Here is a 19013-nt window from a genome sequence, read left to right as displayed (position 1 = left end):
GATAAATTTATGATACTGTGTCAGTGATTCAGGCAACGCAGAATCCTTAAAACTCCTTAATAAGCCTGCTCGATTAGTTAATCATAAATTTTTATTTATAGTATATTTTTACAAATAAAAACCGTCCAACCCTGATATGGGAAGAACGGCTTTCAATTTCATCCGGTGATGGCTAAGACGAATATGTAGACTGAAATATGAAAGAGAACTTTAAAGATACGTGCTTGAAAGAATCAATAGCTGCAAGGGAAGTGCAATGAAAATGACGACTATTGGATCGAATCAAATTGCTCAAAACTGTGATATAGCAGCTTGATTAACATCCGCCAATCTGTTCACCAAGCACTACAATCCGTGAATGGTTAGAGGACACAATCGGTAAGAACAAAATTGCTAAAAAGCTAGTAGCTACCAATATAGAGATCAGCTTCTTTTTCATTTTTTTCCCACACCCTTTGAATAAATTTTTGATACTGAGTCAATGTTTCAGGCAGCGCATATTCTTTAAAACTCTCAAATAAGCCTACACAATTTATTATAGCATTATTATTGTTTTTTGTAGTATATTTTTCCAAAGATTCAAAAAGATAATCAAATCCTTGTGAATACATTCCTTTATTAAAATAGTATTTTGACATCTGATAGTACAACCTGGCAATTTGTTCAGGAATGACTTGTTGCGTGTACAAATCAGAATTCAGGTCATATTCATAGAAGAGAATCTGGGACTCAAATTTCTCCAAAATATAATCAACATTAATATCGTAGCAGTTAGCCGCTTCCATGATATTCAGAAGTTCTGCGAAAATTTCTTTTTTTCCTTCAATGAGTGCAACATAATCGGGAAGCACACTCTGGTCCCCAGCCATCAGCTTGTTAACATAAGAATTTGCCTGTGCCCAATGCTGGAATAATTCAATCCAATGTAACGTCTCAGGGTCCGTCTCTTTGACCCAACTAAGATCGGCATAAGCATAGGTGCATTCCAAGGCTTGCTGAAAATCCCCTCTGGCGTCCCATACACTTGCAAGAAGCAGGTTCGAATAGGCTATGTATACAAAGAGCGGTAGGCTGGTTGCCAAGTCCTCTTGCATTCTTTCTTCTTTGCGGTGTTTGCTAAAATACTGTATCCGGGCCTTCCGGCCCATCTCCTGGGCAAGCTCCTCAACCTTGTCCCACCGCCGTAAAGAACGGTAGATATTCGCTAAATCTTTAAGTGCATCCAGCTGATCCTTCTCATCCAAACGTTCGACAAAAGGTTCAAACTGACAGGCCGCCTTAAAGTTCTGAATTTGGTCATCTCCAATGCTAAGCGTGAAGAGACGGTATTGACAGAAGGCCAAACGTTCGGAATGCTGGCGGATTTCACATCTGGCTACATTATCATACAGAATCGCGGCAGAGTCATTCCAGTTTCTCTTGAAAAAATCATTGGCAACATCAAAGAGTAAGGGTGCGTAGGTTAATTCCTCCAGAAGAATAGTAACCGTCTTCAGAACACAATCCAGTTTATTTAGTTCTGCGCAGCGGTAAAGAAACGGGCCAATTCTTCGCCAATTAGGCGTCGCTTCTATCATGCTTTCCTGAATATAGTTTTCGTAAAAATAACCCGCAGGCAACGAAAGCACCGCGGTCACCCTGTCAACCTGATCCACGCTCATTACCTTATTGCCCTTTAATATGGAGCTTATAGATCCTACATTTATACCGATGGTTCTACCCAGATTACTCATATTCCAGCCTTTTTGTTTCATGAGGTTATCCAACTCGCTGCGGATCGTGGTTGTAGCTATCAAGTAAACCACTCCTTAAGAATCAACTCGTAGCAACATATGAGAGAAATTTTATTATATTACAAATATAACCATAGTTTTACCGTTGGTCAATTGAAATATATATTTCATAGTTTTGGCATCATCGTGTATAATGGTAATCTGTTTTTTTTGGCAATTCGGTTTCCATTGTATTGCAATAAAGCAAGACGGGGGATCTCTCCCCCGCATCCATTCCTTCTTATGCAGATATGTCAGCAACCAAATTTTTCATCCATTTTCTGGAGTATATTCGTATCAGTCCAATGCTAAGTCTAACCACTTCTTCCATGGACAATATCATGTACACCAGAAATACAGGTTGTTTCCAGACAAATGACATTAATAATCCGGAAGGGACACCGATCAGCCATGTCGCAGTGGATTCCATCGCGAATACAAACTTGCTGTCACCGCCGCTGTTGAGAATGCCGCCCGCCAATATCATGTTGGCAACCTTTACCCACAGGAATGCAGCGAATACCCAAACCAGGCGGGTTCCCATGAGATGCGCTTCCTCTGACACCTGAAAGATAGATACATACAAAGGCGCAAATACGGCAATCAACACGCCGATTCCAAGGGAAACCAGGATACCCAGCTTAATGAACCGCTTGGAAAAATCCAGTGCCGCATCTTGCTCGTCGGCCCCCAGCTTATTCCCAATCATGATGCCGGCCGCGCTAGAGAGCCCGGATAATAAACCGATACTTAAGCTCTGAAGCGGATAGGTTATCGTCATCGCGGTTATTTCAGAAGTTCCCATCCGGCTGTAAATAATGGCGTACACAGTTTCACCCAGCACCCAAATCAGCTCGGTCAATACGATCGGATACGTAGTGCGAAGGAACTTCCCAAGAAGCGTCCCGGATGCCCCGAACCAGTCACGGATATGGGTTGCTCCGGGAAGACGAAGCTTATAGGCAGCTGCGATGATAAAGCAGCATTCAAACAAGCGGGCGATAAGTGTAGCAATGGCTGCTCCTTTTAACCCCCATTCCGGAAAGCCGAATTTCCCGAAAATTAGCAGATAGTTAAGTATAATATTAATACACACTGCAGCTATGCTGGTTATCATAGGGAGCTTCACATGTCCTGTAGCACGCAATATAGCGGAATAGATCATCGTCAGCATGACCGGAATATAACTCAGAGAGATCACTTTCAGAAAACCGGACCCCTCTGTGATCAGCCGCTGGTCCTTAGTAAATAAGCTGAGACTGAATTGCGGGAAGAAATGAATGGGCAACGTGAAAATAATCGAGATGCCCATCCCTAGAAGCAGTCCTAATCCCAGCAGCTGCGCTGTGCTTCTCTCATCCTTCTTCCCCCAGAACTGTGCGGCATAAATGGATACTCCTGTCGCCAGTCCGGCCAATACTACAGTTATAATCCCGTATATTTTTATGGAGATGCCTACAGAAGCAACGGCCACATCGCCGAGTTGTCCGACCATCAGCTGATCGGTTAAGGTTAGCAGTGCCATAATCAGGCTTTGCAGAGTTACAGGAATTGCTATTTTATAGATATTGCTATAAAAATCCGCCTTTGAATCTTTTAACATTACCGGGCCCTCCCATCGTCGTCATACAGCCTTCTGATAACGAAGCAGTGTATAGTTTTTTTGCGGGAGAACTTCGACAACCTTGAACTTCTTTGCAAAGCTCAGGTCATTATATCCCTTGCCGTCAACAAGCGTTATATTGGTCTCGCCTCCGATAATAATCGGCAGCTGCATTAAGATGATTTCATCTACTAAACCCTGGTCAAATACATTCCAGTTTAGAAAACCGCCGCCCTCTATCATAATGCTGTGCACGTTGTAGCTCTCCTCCAATTCACGGAACAAATTCACAAAATCTACTTTGTCCTCTCCGCAGATTAACACCTCTTTGTTCCTGTCCTTCAAAATACTTATCTTCTCAGGATCCTGGCCATTTTCAGTGGTAACGATCAGCGTTCTGCCGTTGTCGGCAAAAACATGGCTGTCCAGCGAAATATCCATATGTGAGGTGGGGATAATCCTCAGCGGGTTATTATTCTCCTCATACCGGTTTGTCAGCATCGGATCATCATTTTGTATGGTATTTTTCCCTACCATGATAGCGTCAACTAAACCCCTGAATTTATGAATGTATTGAATATCAGGTTCCTCGAACATACTGAACAACTGTTTGCTGGACTGCCCCGCACCTAAAGTAAGCTTTCCGTCGATTGACACTTGGCTAAAAATAGTTGTTTTCATGGTTTTCCCTCTTCTCAATAGAGTTTATTGATTGCTGCTGCTGCTCACATGCTCTTCCATTAACACCAATAATCTCGCGGCGTCTTCTTGTGATAAATGTTTTAAACCTGCGGAGATGGCATCCCAGACATCCCTCATAACCGGCTCAATCGGCATGTTACGCGCACTTTCAAGGCAGGAAATTAATTTAGCCCTGACCGGCGAGGCGGTAACCCTGATGTCCTCCAACACCCCGGTATGCACTGGAATCCGCTGTACCCGCTCCGCCCATTCCCGTTGACTGCTTTCACTCAGCAGATAAGCGGCAAATGATAGAAGCTCGTCCGCTTGCTCCGATTCCAACGAATTCTGCGGAAATACCAGACCGATGGACGAAGCCATCGAGACTGCCGGGTTGCCAATAATAGTCGGCAGCGCACCTACAAGCAATCTGTCTCTCATATGAAGGTCTAAATAATTGTAAATCCATTCCCCGCAAATGATGGCACCAATCTCTCCGGCGATAAAACGGTCCAGAAGTTCAGTTGAACCGTGAAAACTGCCAAGCACCCCTTGGGCCGTTTGCCGCTGAACAAACCGCAGGGCCGCTTCCATTTCCGGAGTTGACAAATCGGGTTTCCCATCCTTCAGCGGCCAGCCTCCAAATGCAGTCAGGAATGGGATAAAGCAATACGGGTCCGCCAGATCAGAAGCGACCGGAACAATTCCTTTAGCCATGAGCTCCTCCGCCTGTTGTTCAATCGCTTCCCACGAAGCTGGAGCCTCCGGATAGATTTCCGAGTTGCAATAAAGCACCAGATGATTGCCTTTCAGAATAGGAATACCATACTGTCTGTCGCTCGACCGCATGGAGTAACGGATATCCTTATCAGTGGAACCGGACATGGACCAGAATTTCTCTGGAATCTCCGAGTACATGGCTGCTTCCCCATAGCCGGCCATATCTGCTGGAACCAGCGCCATTTGCGGACCAGCCCCGGCAGTTTTTACCTGCTGCAAGCCAGCGGTCAGTATGGAGATATTCATGACTTTCGGAATAACGGGAACGCCGAATTCAGAGCTATACTGACGGCAGAGCTGCTCCAACACCTCTATGGAGGTATCTCCCTTCCCATCGAATTCATGCCAGATATTCAGTTGCTGTTGCTGCACGGTTTGTTTGTCCATAGCAGTCCTTCCTCCTTGGTCATTTGATCAGTTCCATTAAAAGTACGAGCGCCTGATAAGGCCGCATCTCATAGGTTTCTTCACTGCCAGGCTTGTTCCATCCGCCCTGTTCGCTTTCTATCAGCAGATTTGTCTTTTTAGCCCCCGGATAGATAAGTTCAGTCTTTAATGTCTGCTCTTTTTCCGGGTTCAAATTAAAACAAACACTGAACAGCTCATCTTTCAAATAGTAAGAGTAGATCATGATATCGCCTTGTGAATCGGAAAGATAAAAGTTCGTTGGCTTCAGCAGATTAGAGTATTGTCTCTTTATCTGCTTTAATTGCTCCAGGAGCGGCAGCAATGTGGATTCATTAGTCCAATTGATCGTCATGGTATTGAAAAAAGCTTTTGGAATATCTGCACCGCCGGTATTGTCCCCGAGACCGCAATTGAGCGGCTGCTCCTCATATACTTCCATTCCTGTAGTCAGATAGGGGATTCCGTTCGGAAGGAAATAATTGAACACCGTCATGAGACGGGCCAGCTCCACCCCGCCCCGGCTTGTAATTCTTGGAGTATCCGCCGTTTCCGAGCAGGCAAATACGTGGATCTGCAACTCCGGAAGTTCCCGCAGGTACTCCTCCAAACGTTCGACACGGATATCGGTCATGATGTTCCACCCGCTGCCTAACATCACATTGTATCCGGTTCTTGCCGCTTCACGGTGGTTTCGATTGAATAAATCCTCACTGATCAGAATCGCTGTTGGCTTAATATCTTTAATCACCTTGAACATAGATTCCTGTAAGGGAACCGGGAGCGTGTGTCCAATATCCATCCGGAAACCATCAATGTTATAAGTGTTCAGTTGGAAAGAAGCAGCCTCTATCAGCGTGTTCCACAATTCCCGGTTCGGCTCCTCTCCCGGGTATACATTACACTTGATCGTATCAAAGAGTACGTATGGCGGCTGTCCTTCAGGTAAATAAGAGCGGACCAATGGAGAGGCATCATTGTACAGGCGAAAGAAGGCAACATCTGTCCAGATTGGCTGAACATCATTAATCCAATCCGAATGTGCGGGGGCCGGGGTAATCCCCATCTCACGTTCGATCATCGGCAATATGGATTCTCCTGACTCAAGCGCGCGCCGTTTGAGGTCACTCCAAAGGGCTGCATCCAGTTCATTCGGCGGCAGACGGAATTGATTCAGAAAAACCAAGGTTTCTTCGCTGCGGTAAATGGTTTCCAGCTTATCAGGTGTGCATTCGGCGAAGAACTCCAATTCGGCGATTTTCGGCGGCTGGAATCCCGGCAGCACATTAAGATCAATCCAGTAAAACCATTCCGGGTGTTCTGCCAAAAAAACATTATCTCTTGCACTCACCCGCGGAATTAAATCAAGGACTACTTTGATATCCAGCAAATGGCAGGCCTCAACCAAGGTCGCCAGCTCATCATGGATGGTCAGGTTCTCCATACCGTCCAGCAACGAATCATGTAAATTCTCATCTAAATCAAACAGGCTGTACACGGCATACGGCGAACCAATATCTCCCTTGAGATTCAAATGGCTGTACTGGGTTACAGGCAGCAAGTACAGGATATTGACATTCATTTTTTTTAGCATTGGCAACAGAATCATAAATTTCAGAAACGTTCCGGATTGGATATTTCCGGTATGGTTATAATCCCAGGCTGAGGTATAACGGAGCAAGGAGCAATAGATGACACTATTATCTAAATCTGTCTGGTCGATATTGACATAACCCGAAGACAACTCAAGCAAGTACTGCAGATGCTTAACCATAAACCCTGCCGGATCAACGAGAATTTCGCCATCCTTGTTATCCAAGGCTGACAAATAGCCGCACTCGTTCCACAAAGCGGGTATCCAGATGGGTTCCACTTTTTTAAATTGGCAGCCAGCAAAATATTCAAGCATCCGGTTTATTCTTTCGTCCTGTCTGATCATTGAGCGCATCTCCCTATGAAAGTTCATTTCAGAAAACGAACACCGTTTTTAGAACCGGCTTGTCCGAAGAAGCTGCATGATCCGGCATATGCCCCAGCAACTCCTGAATGGCGGTCCCGGATTGATTCAAACTGTACTTGCGTGTAATCAGGGAGGATACTTCCGGTACATCCTTCACAAACTGAAATGCATCTCCAAAGGTGTTCAGATATTCACCGGCTCCCAGGAGCCGTACTGCATTCTGGGTATAAAAAGTTGGTGAGATTGTATACTGATATTTTCCATTGATGCCGAAGGGGATTATCGTACCGCCGCGCTCCACCCACTGCTCCGCCATCTCCATCTGTGTGCCCACCGTATCCATTACGATGTTAAATTTCTTCTCTCCCAGTAGGCTGGACACCAGCTCCGGGGTCAGCTCCTCCGGCGGGCAGGCATAGTCAGAGATTTGCTTCGCCTTTGCAAGCCGGCCTGCATTGATTTCCGTGGAAATAGTGGTGCATCCCATACGTTTAGCAACTATTTGACATAAAAGTCCCATCGGACCGGAACCAAGAATTAACACCGAGTCAACTGCGCGGATCCCGCTCTCACGGAAGTTATGCAGAACACAGGCGAGTGGTTCAACGGCCACTGCCGCTTCCCAACTCATTTGTTCAGGTAATTTATACAAATACTTTTCTTCAGTAACGAACCAGGGAGCAAAAGTGCCATTTTTGTTCAATCCGGCAATTGGCATACCCCGTCCATCCGTTCCTATACAGAGATGTTCCTTGCCTTGACGGCAAAATCTGCACTCGCCGCAGCTTTGATTGGGATCAATGACTACTCTGTCGCCTATTTTCAGGCCTGTCACATTCGCCCCGGTTTCAACGACAGTCCCTACAGCTTCATGACCGCGTATCACTCCAGAAATACCAGGTTCTTTTCCTGTGATGACAGCCAGATCGGTTCCGCAGATCCCCGTCATATGAATTTTTACTTTGACATCAGTTAATAGCGTGATCGCCGGGATGTCCAGTTCAGACAGATTCAGTCCCTCGGAACACCATACCAGTGCCGGCATCTTCTCCGATACTGCATATTCTGCTTGTTCTGATTTCATTGCCTAATCCCCTTTCCTCTCCCTTACATTCACTTTCTTTTCTTTTCACATAATTTCAAATATTTTCACACCAACTCAGTACGCCCCCTTTATCTCTCGAAAAAGCATAAATCAGAAGTTGTGCAAACGTTTGTACTATTGCATTTTTTATCCTAACATATTTTATTTGAAATGTAAGGAATTTTTTGTCGAATATTACATCATTATTATTTTTTTCTATTTCATATCATTAATAATCACCAAAATATGACTGCATTCGTTTATGGGGTCCATCCATCTCAGCCCGGGAATCCGGAATAAATTTCGGTTCAACTGGCTCGCTCAGCGATAGAAAGCCAGGCTAGGCCTGGCCTTCTTGGTCTAATTCACTTATAAGTTGTCTCTCGCCGATCTATTATTTTCACTCTTAGCGTTTCTTCTATCCGTATCATTTGGCAATCTGTCCTGCCTGTATATTGCATTAAAATTTTTTCTGCAGACCACTCCCTGCCGCGCAGGTTACGGCTTTGATCCAGCAATGTTACCTATTTGCGCACGGAATTCGCGAAAATATGACAAAAACTGATTTCCGAAAAAGCGCGACTTTGAGCCGACATAAAAAACCGCAGCGACATTTGCTGCGGTTTTCCGTTCCAATATACTATTTTCTCCAAACTCCCCGCCAAGGGAATAACCTGCAGTTTTATTTACGCAGGCCTCCCAGGATGGCTCCCTTTGCAAAAAGCCGCTCAATATGACGCTCCACCTCAGGATCCGGGATTAACGGCGGGGCCTGATGCGGTTTCGTACGGGCGTCTATAATGACATTGTCGCAGGACCAGTGCTTATTCTCCACTACACTGTTCACGCCATATATATCATGCGAAGGGTTGCTGCGGGTGAAGGTCGCCCATAGGAAATTGTTCAGGGTCCCGCTCATAAACCCGCTGTCATCACACAGAATAATCATCGGCAAGGAAGGGAGCGGACCTTGTTCCTCAATGGCAGTGCACAAAGACCTTAGCTGCTGCTGCGCTTCCTTGTAATTAATGAATGCCGGACCTTGCAGGGCAACAACGCCCGGCATCACCATTCTGGCCTCACCGAAGCCCTGCAGCCGGGACAGAACCTCCGGCACTTCTGTGCACAAGTTTCGCTTCTGCTCTCCCACTGCTGCAAAAATCACCTTGCTGCCGCTGTTCATCCCTGTGCCGGAATAATCAAGCGTATCAATCGTCGTATTCGTCTGAAAATGAATGTCGCGGTGAAGGTCAATCCGCTCCAGAATATAGGTCAGGAAATCAACCACATTATGAGTACTTATGGCCCGGTCCTCCTCGGCCGTAATGAACAGATACTTAGCCAGGCTAAGCTGGCCGGTTCCCAGGATCCGGTTGGCGATGGTAAGAATCTCCGCCGGCTGCTTCAACTGCTGATAAGGCGTGTACCGTTCGCTGCCAATGGCAAACAGCAGGGGATGTACACCCGAAGCATCGACCGCGTGTACTTCTTTCACTCCCGGGATCTCCTGCTTCACAGCGCCTCCGGTCAGTTCATGAATCAATTCCCCAAAGGCGGTATCCTCCTGCGGCGGCCGTCCCACTACGGTGAACGGGAAGATTGCCCCTTTCTTGGCATACACCTTATGTACTTTCATGACCGGGAAAGGATGCACCAGGCTGTAGTACCCCAAGTGGTCGCCAAAGGGACCTTCCGGTTTGGTCTCACCGGGATGAATTTCCCCGGTAATTACAAAATCCGCATCAGCGCTGATGCAGAAGCCGTCTACATAGCTGTAGCGGAAATGGCGTCCGGCCAGCAGGCCGGCAAAGGTCATTTCGCTTAAGCCCTCCGGCAGCGGCATGACAGCAGACAATGTGTGTGCGGGAGGACCGCCGATGAAGCAGCTCACTTTAAGCGGTTCGCCCCGCTTGTTCGCTTGGGACTGGTGGATTCCGATGCCGCGGTGGATCTGGTAATGAACCCCCACTTCCTTATTCACTTCATACTCGTTGCCGCTGAGCTGAATACGGTACATACCCAGGTTGGAATTCATTATACCCGGCTTGTCCGGGTCCTCCGAGTACACCTGCGGCAAGGTTACAAAAGCCCCACCGTCTCCCTGCCAGTGCTTAATCTGCGGAAGGTCGGAGATTTGAATTTCCTCGAAGCCGGCCGGAACACCCCCGAGTGTCTTAAGCGGCAGAGCCTTTCTCGCGGCAAGCCCTGTACCTATATATTTAAAGGGCTGCTTGAGCGCCTTCATCGGATCATTGCGCAGCGCGATGACATTCTGCGAAGAATCCCAGGTATCCCGGAATATAAACTTGCTGCGCTCGATGGTCCCGAAGAGGTTCGACACCGCACGGTACTTCGAGCCTTTGACATTTTCAAATAATAATGCAGGGCCGCCGGCCTCATAAACCTTTAAGTGGATCGCTGCCATCTCCAGCAGGGGATCCACTTCCTCATGAATACGGATCAAATGCCCGTGCTTCTCCAAATCTATAATGCACTCTTCCAAATTGCGATAGGTCATGGTCTTACTCCAATCTGCAGAAGAAATATGAACCTCTTTATTATAGCAAAAAGCCCTCTTGATTTCTCAAGAGAGCTTTCCCTTACAAATCTCCGGTAAATTCAATTTCATTATAGGAGTAAAAAGATTGCAGAATCCTCTCACGGTCATCCCCGAAGAGCTGATCGGCCACCCCGGTTACAAGCTTGGGTATGGCGTTCCGGATGCCTGAAATCGCCGAAGCGGACAACCCGCAGCTGGCTAAAGCGGAATAGTTAAATACAAACAAACCATGCAGCAGCTTCTTCCCGTCTTCCCCACGGCTTTGCAGCGCAAACCCCGGGCTGAGATAAGGATGGTCATCAAGCAGCAGATTCGCCTTATCTTCCGGAGCTTGATAGCGGTCGCTCCAGCGGGCGATATAGCGCTCAACCAGCCGCAGCTCGGGACGCAGGCCGGGATCACTGAGCAGGCCGGTGCTGACCACAATATAATCAAAGGCAAACTCTCCCTTGGGAGTTGTTACTACCGCTCCTCCCGGAGCAGCCTGCACATCAAGCCACGGGGAGCCGAGATGCAGCGTGAAGCCGGGCCAAGCCGCGGCACGGGCAAAGGTATCATTGGTCGGTGGCTGATTGTACTTGAAGAAATGGGAGATCACCGCATATTTATCGTCATCCTCCAATGTATGAAACCTTTCAATCATCCCCGACATTTCCATCTGGCGAATCGGGTTGACGCTCGGCAGCTTCTCCCGCCGTACAAAGACATGGGCTTCGGCTGCACCTTCGGAGAGCATGTAATTAGCATTATCGAAGGCTGAGGCCCCACCGCCCAGAATGGCGATTTTTTTGCCCTTCAATGCGCTGAAATCAATGGCCTCCGAAGTATGTGCGTACAGATGCTCCGGCAGATTCCCGGCAATGAGCGGCGGCACATGCCACTCACCGCCACCCTGAATGCCGGTTGCCAGCACCACCTTCCGGGCCAGCAGCAACCCGGAGGGTGCTCCCGGGCCGGCAATGTGCAGGCGGTGCAGCCCCTCTTCTCCAGGCTCAATCAGCTTCAGCTTCACCTCATTGATGACAGGAAGTCTGAGCACCTGCCGGTACCAGCGCAGATAGTTCATCCATTCACCGCGCGGGATTTTGTCCATGGCCGCCCAGCCCTCGGGACCAGCCTGCGCTTCCCACCAGGAGCGGAAGGTCAGGGATGGAATCCCCAAATCAATGGAGGTCAAATGCTTGGGTGTGCGCAGTGTAACCATCCGGGCATAGGTCTCCCAAGGCCCTTCTGACCCTTCACTGTTCTCGTCAATGACCAGAATGTTGGATATCCGTTCACGCAGCAGTCCAAAAGCCGCTCCCAAACCGCTTTGACCGCCTCCGACAATAACAACATCGTAGACATGCCCTTCCAGATGCTCCAGAGGACGTACCCAGTCCGTACCGCCATAGGCCAAATAGGAAAGGTCCGTTTGTACTCGTTCATTTAAAGTTTCCAGGTTCATCATACCTCAGACCTTTCAATGGCATCTTTAGGATATCAAAGTGCATGGCTATCCGCCGCCAACCTTCACGCTGATACTGATGGCCACATTATATCTTGAATGCTGCGCCTTTTAAATATAAATGTTAGGTTTATTGTCATTATAGCTAAATTCCTGCCAACCGATTGTACATAATCACTAATATTTAAGTTTATTAGCTAATCGTATATTGACAAACTAAGCTATTGCACTCCACACCTTCTTATTCATGGAATAAAACATGCCACTCATTCCAATTCCAGAAGAGATTCTCCGCTAATGATCGTTCCGTGATTGATCCCTTCACAAATGTCTTTCATGGAACCCGGCTGGTCAAAGTTGAACACATGCATCGGGAGATGATAATCCCTGGCCAGGATGAATGCTGACTGATCCATGACCTTCAAATTATGCTGAAGCACATCGTTGTAATGCAGGGATTTGAACTTTCTGGCCGCCCTGTCATGTTTAGGATCTGCACTAAGTACACCATCCACCCCTTGTTTGGCAACCAGCAGGGCATCACAATTCACCTCGATCGCTCGTTGAACCGAAGGATAGTCTGTTGTCACATAGGGCTGACCGTTCCCTCCGGCAAAAATCACGATATACCCTTTTTCCAAATGGTGAATTGCCCTTAGACGGATATACGGTTCAGCAACGGATGTAGTCGGTATTGCTGTCATTACGCGCACTTCTCTGTCAGATTTGGCCTTGAGTACTCCACGCAGCATCAAGCTGTTGATGACGGTCGCGAGCGTGCCGATATTGTCAGCCTCCGCTCTTTCTATGCCCCAGCTCTCCGCCATGTTACCACGGAATATGTTGCCTCCTCCGATCACGAGTGAAACCTCAACGCCCAGTTCCACCACGGACATAATTTCACTCGCGATATGCTCCATTTTTTCCGGTTCAAAACCAAATTCCGTCTTTCCTGCCACTGCCCCGCCGCTTAGTTTAATAAGAACTCTTTTGTACCTTACCAATCTCTACACCTCCGTATAATAAAAAAACACTAAAGCATAAAATGCTTTAGTGTTTCAATAAAATGAAAATATGAAGATTTGAAAATGAAAGTGCTGTTCGATCGCCGCTCTTCCGTTCCCGCTTCATATTTCCACCTCTTCCAGTATTTTAATTCAATCTATTGTATACTCATCGAGAAGAAAATAGCAACTGCTAATATCTTAATCTGATTTCTTGAAGAAATAACGCCAGACCGCTATTCACAGCTCATTCCCTCTTTTTCTCTCAGGAGCAGAGTTTCATACATCTCCCTGACCATGATTATTGCCTCGTCAATCTCCAGATTCTTCGTACTTGAGTGGATCAGGGTTCCCAGCCCGATTAAATAGATCGCGAGATTTAGAAAAACCCGCTTAAGCCTGTGTTCTGAGGCTGAATTGAGCCGTTTGCTATGACGCATATAGGCCATGCTTATGGCTTCGCCTATAAATTCTTCTTGATCCAGATCATAGCTCTTATAACCGGAGAGATACACAGATCTGAACAAATGCTGTTCTTTCTTGGCAAAATGCAAAAATCCGATAGCCAAATTGAGAGCAGGTGAATAGTACCCATCCTCATAAGTTGTCATGCTGTAACGCACATGATCTACAACCCTCTGATATGCCAGACTTTTGATCTCCTCCATATTTCCGTACAAGCTGTAAATCGGCTGGGTGGAGCAATTCAGCTTCTGCGCGATATTTCGGGCTGACAACATTTCAAGCCCTTGCTCCTGCACAATGGCAAATGCCGCCTGAATAATTTGCTCTTTCGTAATATCTGATTTCGGCGGCACGATCTGCACCTCCCCTATGAATAACGCTTGTGCTATAACGAAGATTATTAAATAATAATAGGCTTGTCAATCCTTCCCACTATTCCTGCATGGAATAATTTTCAAATAAATGGTACATTCAAAATATAAAATAACCAGCCAATATTGTAGGCATGGTTAACTTAGAATGGAGGAAATAACCTTGGATGAGACTCCTGGCTCTAACCTTTTTTATTTATCCGAGAACGGTTTTTTGATCATTAATGCTTTATTAGGAATTACAATCATTATAGGCATCCTATTGGCATTATCGTTTTTTCGCAAAAATCTGACTGGAAAGAAACTAATGTTATTTGGCGCCGAACTGATTTTTTTAGGACTCATTTTTAATGCTATCGTTGATTACAAGGTCAGATATCCCAGCTTGAGTTTTCTGACTATTTTACTAGGAGCAATAATAAGTGTTATTGGTCTTCTCAGTAAGGATTAAGTTTACCGATTTCTGTAATTCAGCTATCGTTGATCAAAATATTGCCGGGTGAAATAGACTCCATCATTTTCCTCCCAAGGCATTAAAAAGCCGCAATTCCCGGTTAACCGCCTCAACCATCGCTTTCGCGAAATCCGAATCAAAAAAAAGTCCTATGCCCTCAGGAATCGGCGCTGCAGTCTCATGATCAAAATCTGCAAAGTCACTGTCCTCCGGCAAATAATAACCCTGTTTCTCCCGGATATCTTTCCAATCCTCCACCGCTGGCTGCCCGGCCAAATCAACCACAAAGACCAATCCAATGCCCATATCCAGATATAAAAAATTATTGTGTCTGCGCGGCGGCTGCGGCTTAGCTGAATTCAATTGAAGCGTATGTGATAATTCATTTTCGCCCATCCGCAGCACTACTACTTCGTTGCTGTCTGCATCCACGAGCATCGTAACATATGGGACAAATCCGGCAAGAAACCGCAGCAGGGCAGAATCCCGTAAGGAATCCTCAAACACCCAGCCGACCGGCATCAGACTGGATTCTCCCCCGGATTTGAAATAGAACTTCCTCAGCAGCGTTTGCAGTTCTTGCACATCTGGCGCATCATAGGGCGTAAGCAGCTTCAAATTCACAGGATAATGAATCAGTTGTCTCTTGCCTCTATGGTAATGGCTGCTCATATCCTTGTGACGGTACAAATCCTGTATTACGGGCACTATCCCGGTCTTCGTCTCCTCGAACAATATCTTCGATTCCGGTCTGAGCTGCTCCAGAAAAAGTGATTCTATTACACCTTCATGGCCGGCTTCCCTTACTACTGTAAAATGTGGCGCCACCTGCTCCATCAATATGGCTCTAAACTCTTCGTCCTGTACCGGGATTACCTGGGCGAAGGATTCGTCGTCCAACACACTCGAAGCAATGAAATATTGCCCGAGCACCGTCATCCCGGAAGGTGGCTTGTCCATCGTCAGTCTTTTCTTATAAAAACCAGTTAACCTGTCCAATTCAAACCGCTCCTGCTTGGCGCTATATTCCAGCAAGCAATGGTCTTTGATCCACTCGTACATAGAACACTCCTCCAGTCTGAATACCAAGCTGATGCGGCTACAGGAAAAACATTACAATTCCAGTTTACTCTAATTTGCTTCCAACTCATAACAAACAGCGCACACCGTCTTGCATCGGCGCACGCTGTTTAGACTATGTCACATCCATGGATCACCCCAGATTAGAATCTGGCGATGAAAAATTCACGGTCTGCAGGAACATTTCGGCTGACTACCGGATTTCCGTTGGCATCTCTTATTCTCAAAAGATACGGTACCGTTGTTAACGTAGTGATTGTGGGGAATCTGGCCACACCAAAATCATCAAAATCGGCTGTTGTTGTTATGCCTGCGTTGGTTAAGCTGGCTGTCCATCCACTTGTATCTCTTGGTGCATTAGACAGATTCGTAGCAATTACGATAAATCTGTCGAGGCTTTGTCTAATTCTGCGTTTCTTTTTCACTGCGGATGCCTTTGCCTTGCGGGCCATAAGCGCTTTTTTTGCCATAAGTGCCCGTTTTGCCATAAGAGTCTTCTTGTCCACTGGCTTCATTTACTCTTCACCACTTTCTTATAGGATACACTATTAGATTCATTTCCCGTGCTCTCTGAAACTACAATGGCCTACTTGTATTAAAATGTGGTAGTGTCCTAGGTTCATAGATACGTACCCACCGTATCTTACTGTGCATACACTGACTGAAGAGGTGATCACTGAGCAATGAACGCACAGTTATGGCTGCAGCAGCATGCCACCAAATTAAATCGGCCCCTGAAACACAAAGTCCGGCAAACCTATGCCTCCGGCTACAAACCGGTGGCCGTTCCGGTAATTATTCAGTTTAAACGCCCTATCACATCCTCCCGTCTTCTTGCTTTACACAGACATATCGGCCCGCAGCCATTTATCGTAAGCCGCCGTCTGCCTCTGCTCAATGCGGTATCCTCACAGGTATCATTGAAATGTCTGGAACGCATATGCTGCTGGCATGGAGTTCACAAGGTCTATTTGGACGCAATCAAAACGACTTCATTAAATATAGCCACCCCGTCAATCGGAGCTTCAGCCGTTCGGCAAGCGGATGGGCTTACGGGCAAAGGAATCCATATCGCCATTCTCGATACCGGAGTATTCCCGCATCCGGATCTGACCCGGCCGGTGAACCGGATTATAGCCTTCAAGGATTTTATAAATCACCGGAAACAGCCCTATGATGACAATGGTCATGGCACGCATATCGCCGGCGATGCCGCAGGCAACGGCTGGGCAAGCCGGGGGAAATACAGAGGCCCGGCACCGGAAGCCGGAATTGTGGGCATTAAAGTATTGGATAAGAATGGTGATGGCTATGATTCCACGATTATTAAGGGGATTGAATGGTGTATTAAGCACCGGAAGCGGTTGAAGCTGCGCATTCTTTCACTGTCCTTCGGCGGACCGGTGAATACTTCATGTGAGGACGACCTGCTCTGCCAAGCTGTAGAAAAAGCAGTCAAAGCCGGGCTCACCGTCGTGATTGCTGCCGGGAACAGCGGTCCAGGCCGCAGAACAATTGAGTCACCGGGCGTTAGCCCTTCGTCTATTACAGTAGGGGCTGTGGATGACCGCCGGACGCTGCCGCAAGGCGATGACCAAATCACCGATTTCTCCAGCCGCGGGCCGGCACCGGGAGGAAGGAGGAAGCCTGACATTGTAGCTCCTGGCGAAACGATCATCTCTCTGCGCTCTCCCGGCTCACAGTTAGCCCGCCAATATCCGTATTTGAGAATAGATAAACAATATTTTGTCTTGTCCGGCACCAGCGTCTCGACACCCATCGTCTCCGGCGCAGCCGCGTTGCTGCTGCAGCGTTCCCCCTCCCTCTCCCCCTCGCAGGTCAAAACGGCACTGAAACGGAATGCTTTCCGTCTGGGTCTCCGTCCAAATACCGCAGGTAGCGGAGAAGTGAATGTCAGGTTTCTGCGGCGGTACGCAAAGGGCACGAGCTGAGCTCGTGCCCTTTTAATGCCTAGTTTTTCTTTTTCCACAGTGGCCTTAACCTTTTATACGTAATTCATGGTATATTCTGTTTTATTAATGTGTAGGGGAGTTGTGCTTGGTAATGACTGAAATGCTGCATCTGCATGGCTTTGATCATCAATTTGTAGATTACTCCGGGGTTACCCTCGATGAGCGCTACGCTGTCTTTTATGTCAGTGACGTTATGGATGAAGAAGCGCTCACCGAATCCGGGCCTTTTGCCGGAGTGCTCCGTTATGATCTTATCAACCATACCACGGACTTTGTCAGCTATGGCCATAAGCCCTATATCCTTAATTATTCGGACGCCGGGCGTTGGATTTATTACACCTATTTGAGCTGGGAAGGCCGGACGGCCGTCTTGGCGATTCATCAGCTGGATTGCCGCAGCATGCAGGCCAAGGAGGTCTATATTCTTCGTTTGACGGATGAGCTGGCGGAAAGCACGGAGGTTTCGGTAATAAGCCGAATGGGATTATATGGTCTGAACGAGCGTTATCTATTGGTTAGCCTGCCTGATCTGGACCCCTTCTCCAAAAAACGAAACTCCGGATTTACCGGATATCTGCTGATCGACGTCGAGCTTGGGCAGAGCTTCCCCGTTCCCGAGAGGATCGGGCCGAATGACCGGATCGTACACTTATCATACACCTCAGTCTTTGAACAGGATCATATCGAACAGCTTATGATTGTGACGGGCCGGATTGGAGTCTCTGAGAAAAGGGCGGCATGGGATTACAGCCAATACGATATGCTCGAAGGTACAGCCATACAAAGTGTGGTCATTATTCCGCTGGAACAGTTCGTTCAGAATGTCCGCAATCACCTGCCAATCGACGAGACTTTTATTATTGACCAATGTGATCCGGCCCATGGGTATGCCGGCATCAGCCGGAGAGGATCTTCTCTTTTCCTATGCAAACAGCATTTTAGCGAGAATTCTTCAGAACTATGTACATACGGTCTAAAGGACAGGCAGATGGAAAGACGCGGACTTGATGAGTGTTATGACAATATTTATATCGGGGAAGATCTGAAAAAGTTTGGAATCAGAACATCAGAGCCTCTGGATCAGATTTATGATCTTGACAGCGGTGAGTTGTTGTACACGGCCAGCGATCAATATACGATGGCACGGATGATTAATTCCCGCTGTATGCGTACCCGCAAGTTCATCGCAGAACAGAATGGCCTATTGCTGCAGCTGATCGACATTTATACCTTACAAGTCATTGGAACCGTTACCGGCCGCTGGGCATCCATCAGCTATATTCCTGAGGCCGGGGTATACCTTTGTTCTGAAAGGATATGACTCTGCAGAAATGCACAAGTATTTCATCCGGGGATCAGCATTAATTACAATTC

General features: G+C 47.1%; 15 protein-coding genes. 3 read left to right on the top strand and 12 right to left on the bottom strand.

The features are described 5' to 3' along the window. Window positions 1–401 precede the first annotated feature (401 nt). From MHI45_RS30565 to MHI45_RS30520, 10 genes are all read right to left on the bottom strand, one after another. A complete protein-coding gene (locus tag MHI45_RS30565; protein WP_439823186.1) occupies window positions 402–1805 on the bottom strand; it encodes a helix-turn-helix domain-containing protein in 1404 nt (467 codons plus the stop codon). A 208-nt stretch (window positions 1806–2013) separates the two neighbouring features. After that, the gene (locus MHI45_RS30560; protein WP_076113165.1) at window positions 2014–3375 is read right to left on the bottom strand and encodes an MATE family efflux transporter; all 1362 of its coding nucleotides are present in this window, start codon (window positions 3373–3375) and stop codon (window positions 2014–2016) included. A gap of 21 nt (window positions 3376–3396) precedes the next feature. Next, entirely contained in the window at window positions 3397–4056 is a 660-nt protein-coding gene (locus tag MHI45_RS30555; RefSeq protein WP_076113164.1) for a RibD family protein, read from the bottom strand. 24 nt (window positions 4057–4080) lie between these two features. Then, a complete protein-coding gene (locus MHI45_RS30550) occupies window positions 4081–5223 on the bottom strand; it encodes a sugar ABC transporter substrate-binding protein (protein ID WP_076113163.1) in 1143 nt (380 codons plus the stop codon). Between the two features lie 19 nt (window positions 5224–5242). Further along, window positions 5243–7180 (bottom strand): alpha-amylase, encoded by a 1938-nt coding sequence (locus MHI45_RS30545; protein ID WP_076113162.1) that lies wholly within the window; start codon window positions 7178–7180, stop codon window positions 5243–5245. 28 nt (window positions 7181–7208) lie between these two features. Next, window positions 7209–8285, bottom strand: coding sequence for a zinc-dependent alcohol dehydrogenase (locus MHI45_RS30540; protein ID WP_256718221.1), 1077 nt, complete (start codon window positions 8283–8285; stop codon window positions 7209–7211). Between the two features lie 682 nt (window positions 8286–8967). Beyond that, the gene (locus MHI45_RS30535) at window positions 8968–10803 is read right to left on the bottom strand and encodes a UbiD family decarboxylase (RefSeq protein WP_076113161.1); all 1836 of its coding nucleotides are present in this window, start codon (window positions 10801–10803) and stop codon (window positions 8968–8970) included. An 82-nt stretch (window positions 10804–10885) separates the two neighbouring features. Beyond that, window positions 10886–12292 carry a flavin-containing monooxygenase gene (locus tag MHI45_RS30530; protein WP_076113170.1) on the bottom strand — a complete coding sequence of 469 codons (1407 nt, stop codon included), beginning with the start codon at window positions 12290–12292 and terminating at the stop codon, window positions 10886–10888. A 266-nt stretch (window positions 12293–12558) separates the two neighbouring features. Further along, window positions 12559–13296 (bottom strand): UMP kinase, encoded by a 738-nt coding sequence (gene pyrH, locus MHI45_RS30525; protein ID WP_076113160.1) that lies wholly within the window; start codon window positions 13294–13296, stop codon window positions 12559–12561. Between the two features lie 236 nt (window positions 13297–13532). Then, window positions 13533–14114, bottom strand: a complete 582-nt coding sequence (locus MHI45_RS30520; protein WP_340899299.1) for a TetR/AcrR family transcriptional regulator — start codon at window positions 14112–14114, stop codon at window positions 13533–13535. 181 nt (window positions 14115–14295) lie between these two features. Here MHI45_RS30520 and MHI45_RS30515 point away from each other — a divergent pair, with 181 nt between their 5' ends. Next, entirely contained in the window at window positions 14296–14583 is a 288-nt protein-coding gene (locus MHI45_RS30515; protein ID WP_340899300.1) for a hypothetical protein, read from the top strand. A gap of 63 nt (window positions 14584–14646) precedes the next feature. Here MHI45_RS30515 and MHI45_RS30510 read toward each other — a convergent pair whose 3' ends face one another. Both MHI45_RS30510 and MHI45_RS30505 read right to left on the bottom strand, forming a co-directional pair. Next, on the bottom strand, window positions 14647–15648 hold the full coding sequence (locus MHI45_RS30510) for a hypothetical protein (protein WP_340899301.1): 1002 nt from the start codon (window positions 15646–15648) through the stop codon (window positions 14647–14649). Window positions 15649–15809: 161 nt separating this feature from the next. Continuing rightward, the gene (locus tag MHI45_RS30505) at window positions 15810–16181 is read right to left on the bottom strand and encodes a hypothetical protein (RefSeq protein ID WP_076113156.1); all 372 of its coding nucleotides are present in this window, start codon (window positions 16179–16181) and stop codon (window positions 15810–15812) included. Window positions 16182–16349: 168 nt separating this feature from the next. On the opposite strand from MHI45_RS30505, the gene MHI45_RS30500 reads away from it, so the two are divergent. Further along, window positions 16350–17618: a S8 family peptidase gene (locus tag MHI45_RS30500; protein WP_341118526.1), complete on the top strand. Its 1269-nt coding sequence runs from the start codon at window positions 16350–16352 to the stop codon at window positions 17616–17618. Window positions 17619–17730: 112 nt separating this feature from the next. Next, entirely contained in the window at window positions 17731–18960 is a 1230-nt protein-coding gene (locus MHI45_RS30495) for a hypothetical protein (RefSeq protein WP_144024435.1), read from the top strand. Window positions 18961–19013: the final 53 nt, after the last annotated feature.

This window comes from Paenibacillus sp. FSL H3-0321 (genome assembly GCF_038002865.1).
Lineage (GTDB): Bacteria > Bacillota > Bacilli > Paenibacillales > Paenibacillaceae > Paenibacillus_AQ.
Note: the sequence above shows the minus strand (reverse complement) of the source record. Positions and strands in the feature narration are given on the sequence as shown.

What these genes read in the sequence shown, in the direction of transcription:
- MHI45_RS30560 (WP_076113165.1), bottom strand. Translation starts at nt 3,375, where the DNA reads ATGTTAAAAGATTCAAAGGCGGATTTTTATAGCAATATCTATAAAATA.
- MHI45_RS30555 (WP_076113164.1), bottom strand. Translation starts at nt 4,056, where the DNA reads ATGAAAACAACTATTTTTAGCCAAGTGTCAATCGACGGAAAGCTTACT.
- MHI45_RS30550 (WP_076113163.1), bottom strand. Translation starts at nt 5,223, where the DNA reads ATGGACAAACAAACCGTGCAGCAACAGCAACTGAATATCTGGCATGAA.
- MHI45_RS30545 (WP_076113162.1), bottom strand. Translation starts at nt 7,180, where the DNA reads ATGATCAGACAGGACGAAAGAATAAACCGGATGCTTGAATATTTTGCT.
- MHI45_RS30540 (WP_256718221.1), bottom strand. Translation starts at nt 8,285, where the DNA reads ATGAAATCAGAACAAGCAGAATATGCAGTATCGGAGAAGATGCCGGCA.
- MHI45_RS30535 (WP_076113161.1), bottom strand. Translation starts at nt 10,803, where the DNA reads ATGACCTATCGCAATTTGGAAGAGTGCATTATAGATTTGGAGAAGCAC.
- MHI45_RS30530 (WP_076113170.1), bottom strand. Translation starts at nt 12,292, where the DNA reads ATGAACCTGGAAACTTTAAATGAACGAGTACAAACGGACCTTTCCTAT.
- MHI45_RS30510 (WP_340899301.1), bottom strand. Translation starts at nt 15,648, where the DNA reads ATGTACGAGTGGATCAAAGACCATTGCTTGCTGGAATATAGCGCCAAG.
- MHI45_RS30505 (WP_076113156.1), bottom strand. Translation starts at nt 16,181, where the DNA reads ATGAAGCCAGTGGACAAGAAGACTCTTATGGCAAAACGGGCACTTATG.
- MHI45_RS30500 (WP_341118526.1), top strand. Translation starts at nt 16,350, where the DNA reads ATGAACGCACAGTTATGGCTGCAGCAGCATGCCACCAAATTAAATCGG.
- MHI45_RS30495 (WP_144024435.1), top strand. Translation starts at nt 17,731, where the DNA reads ATGACTGAAATGCTGCATCTGCATGGCTTTGATCATCAATTTGTAGAT.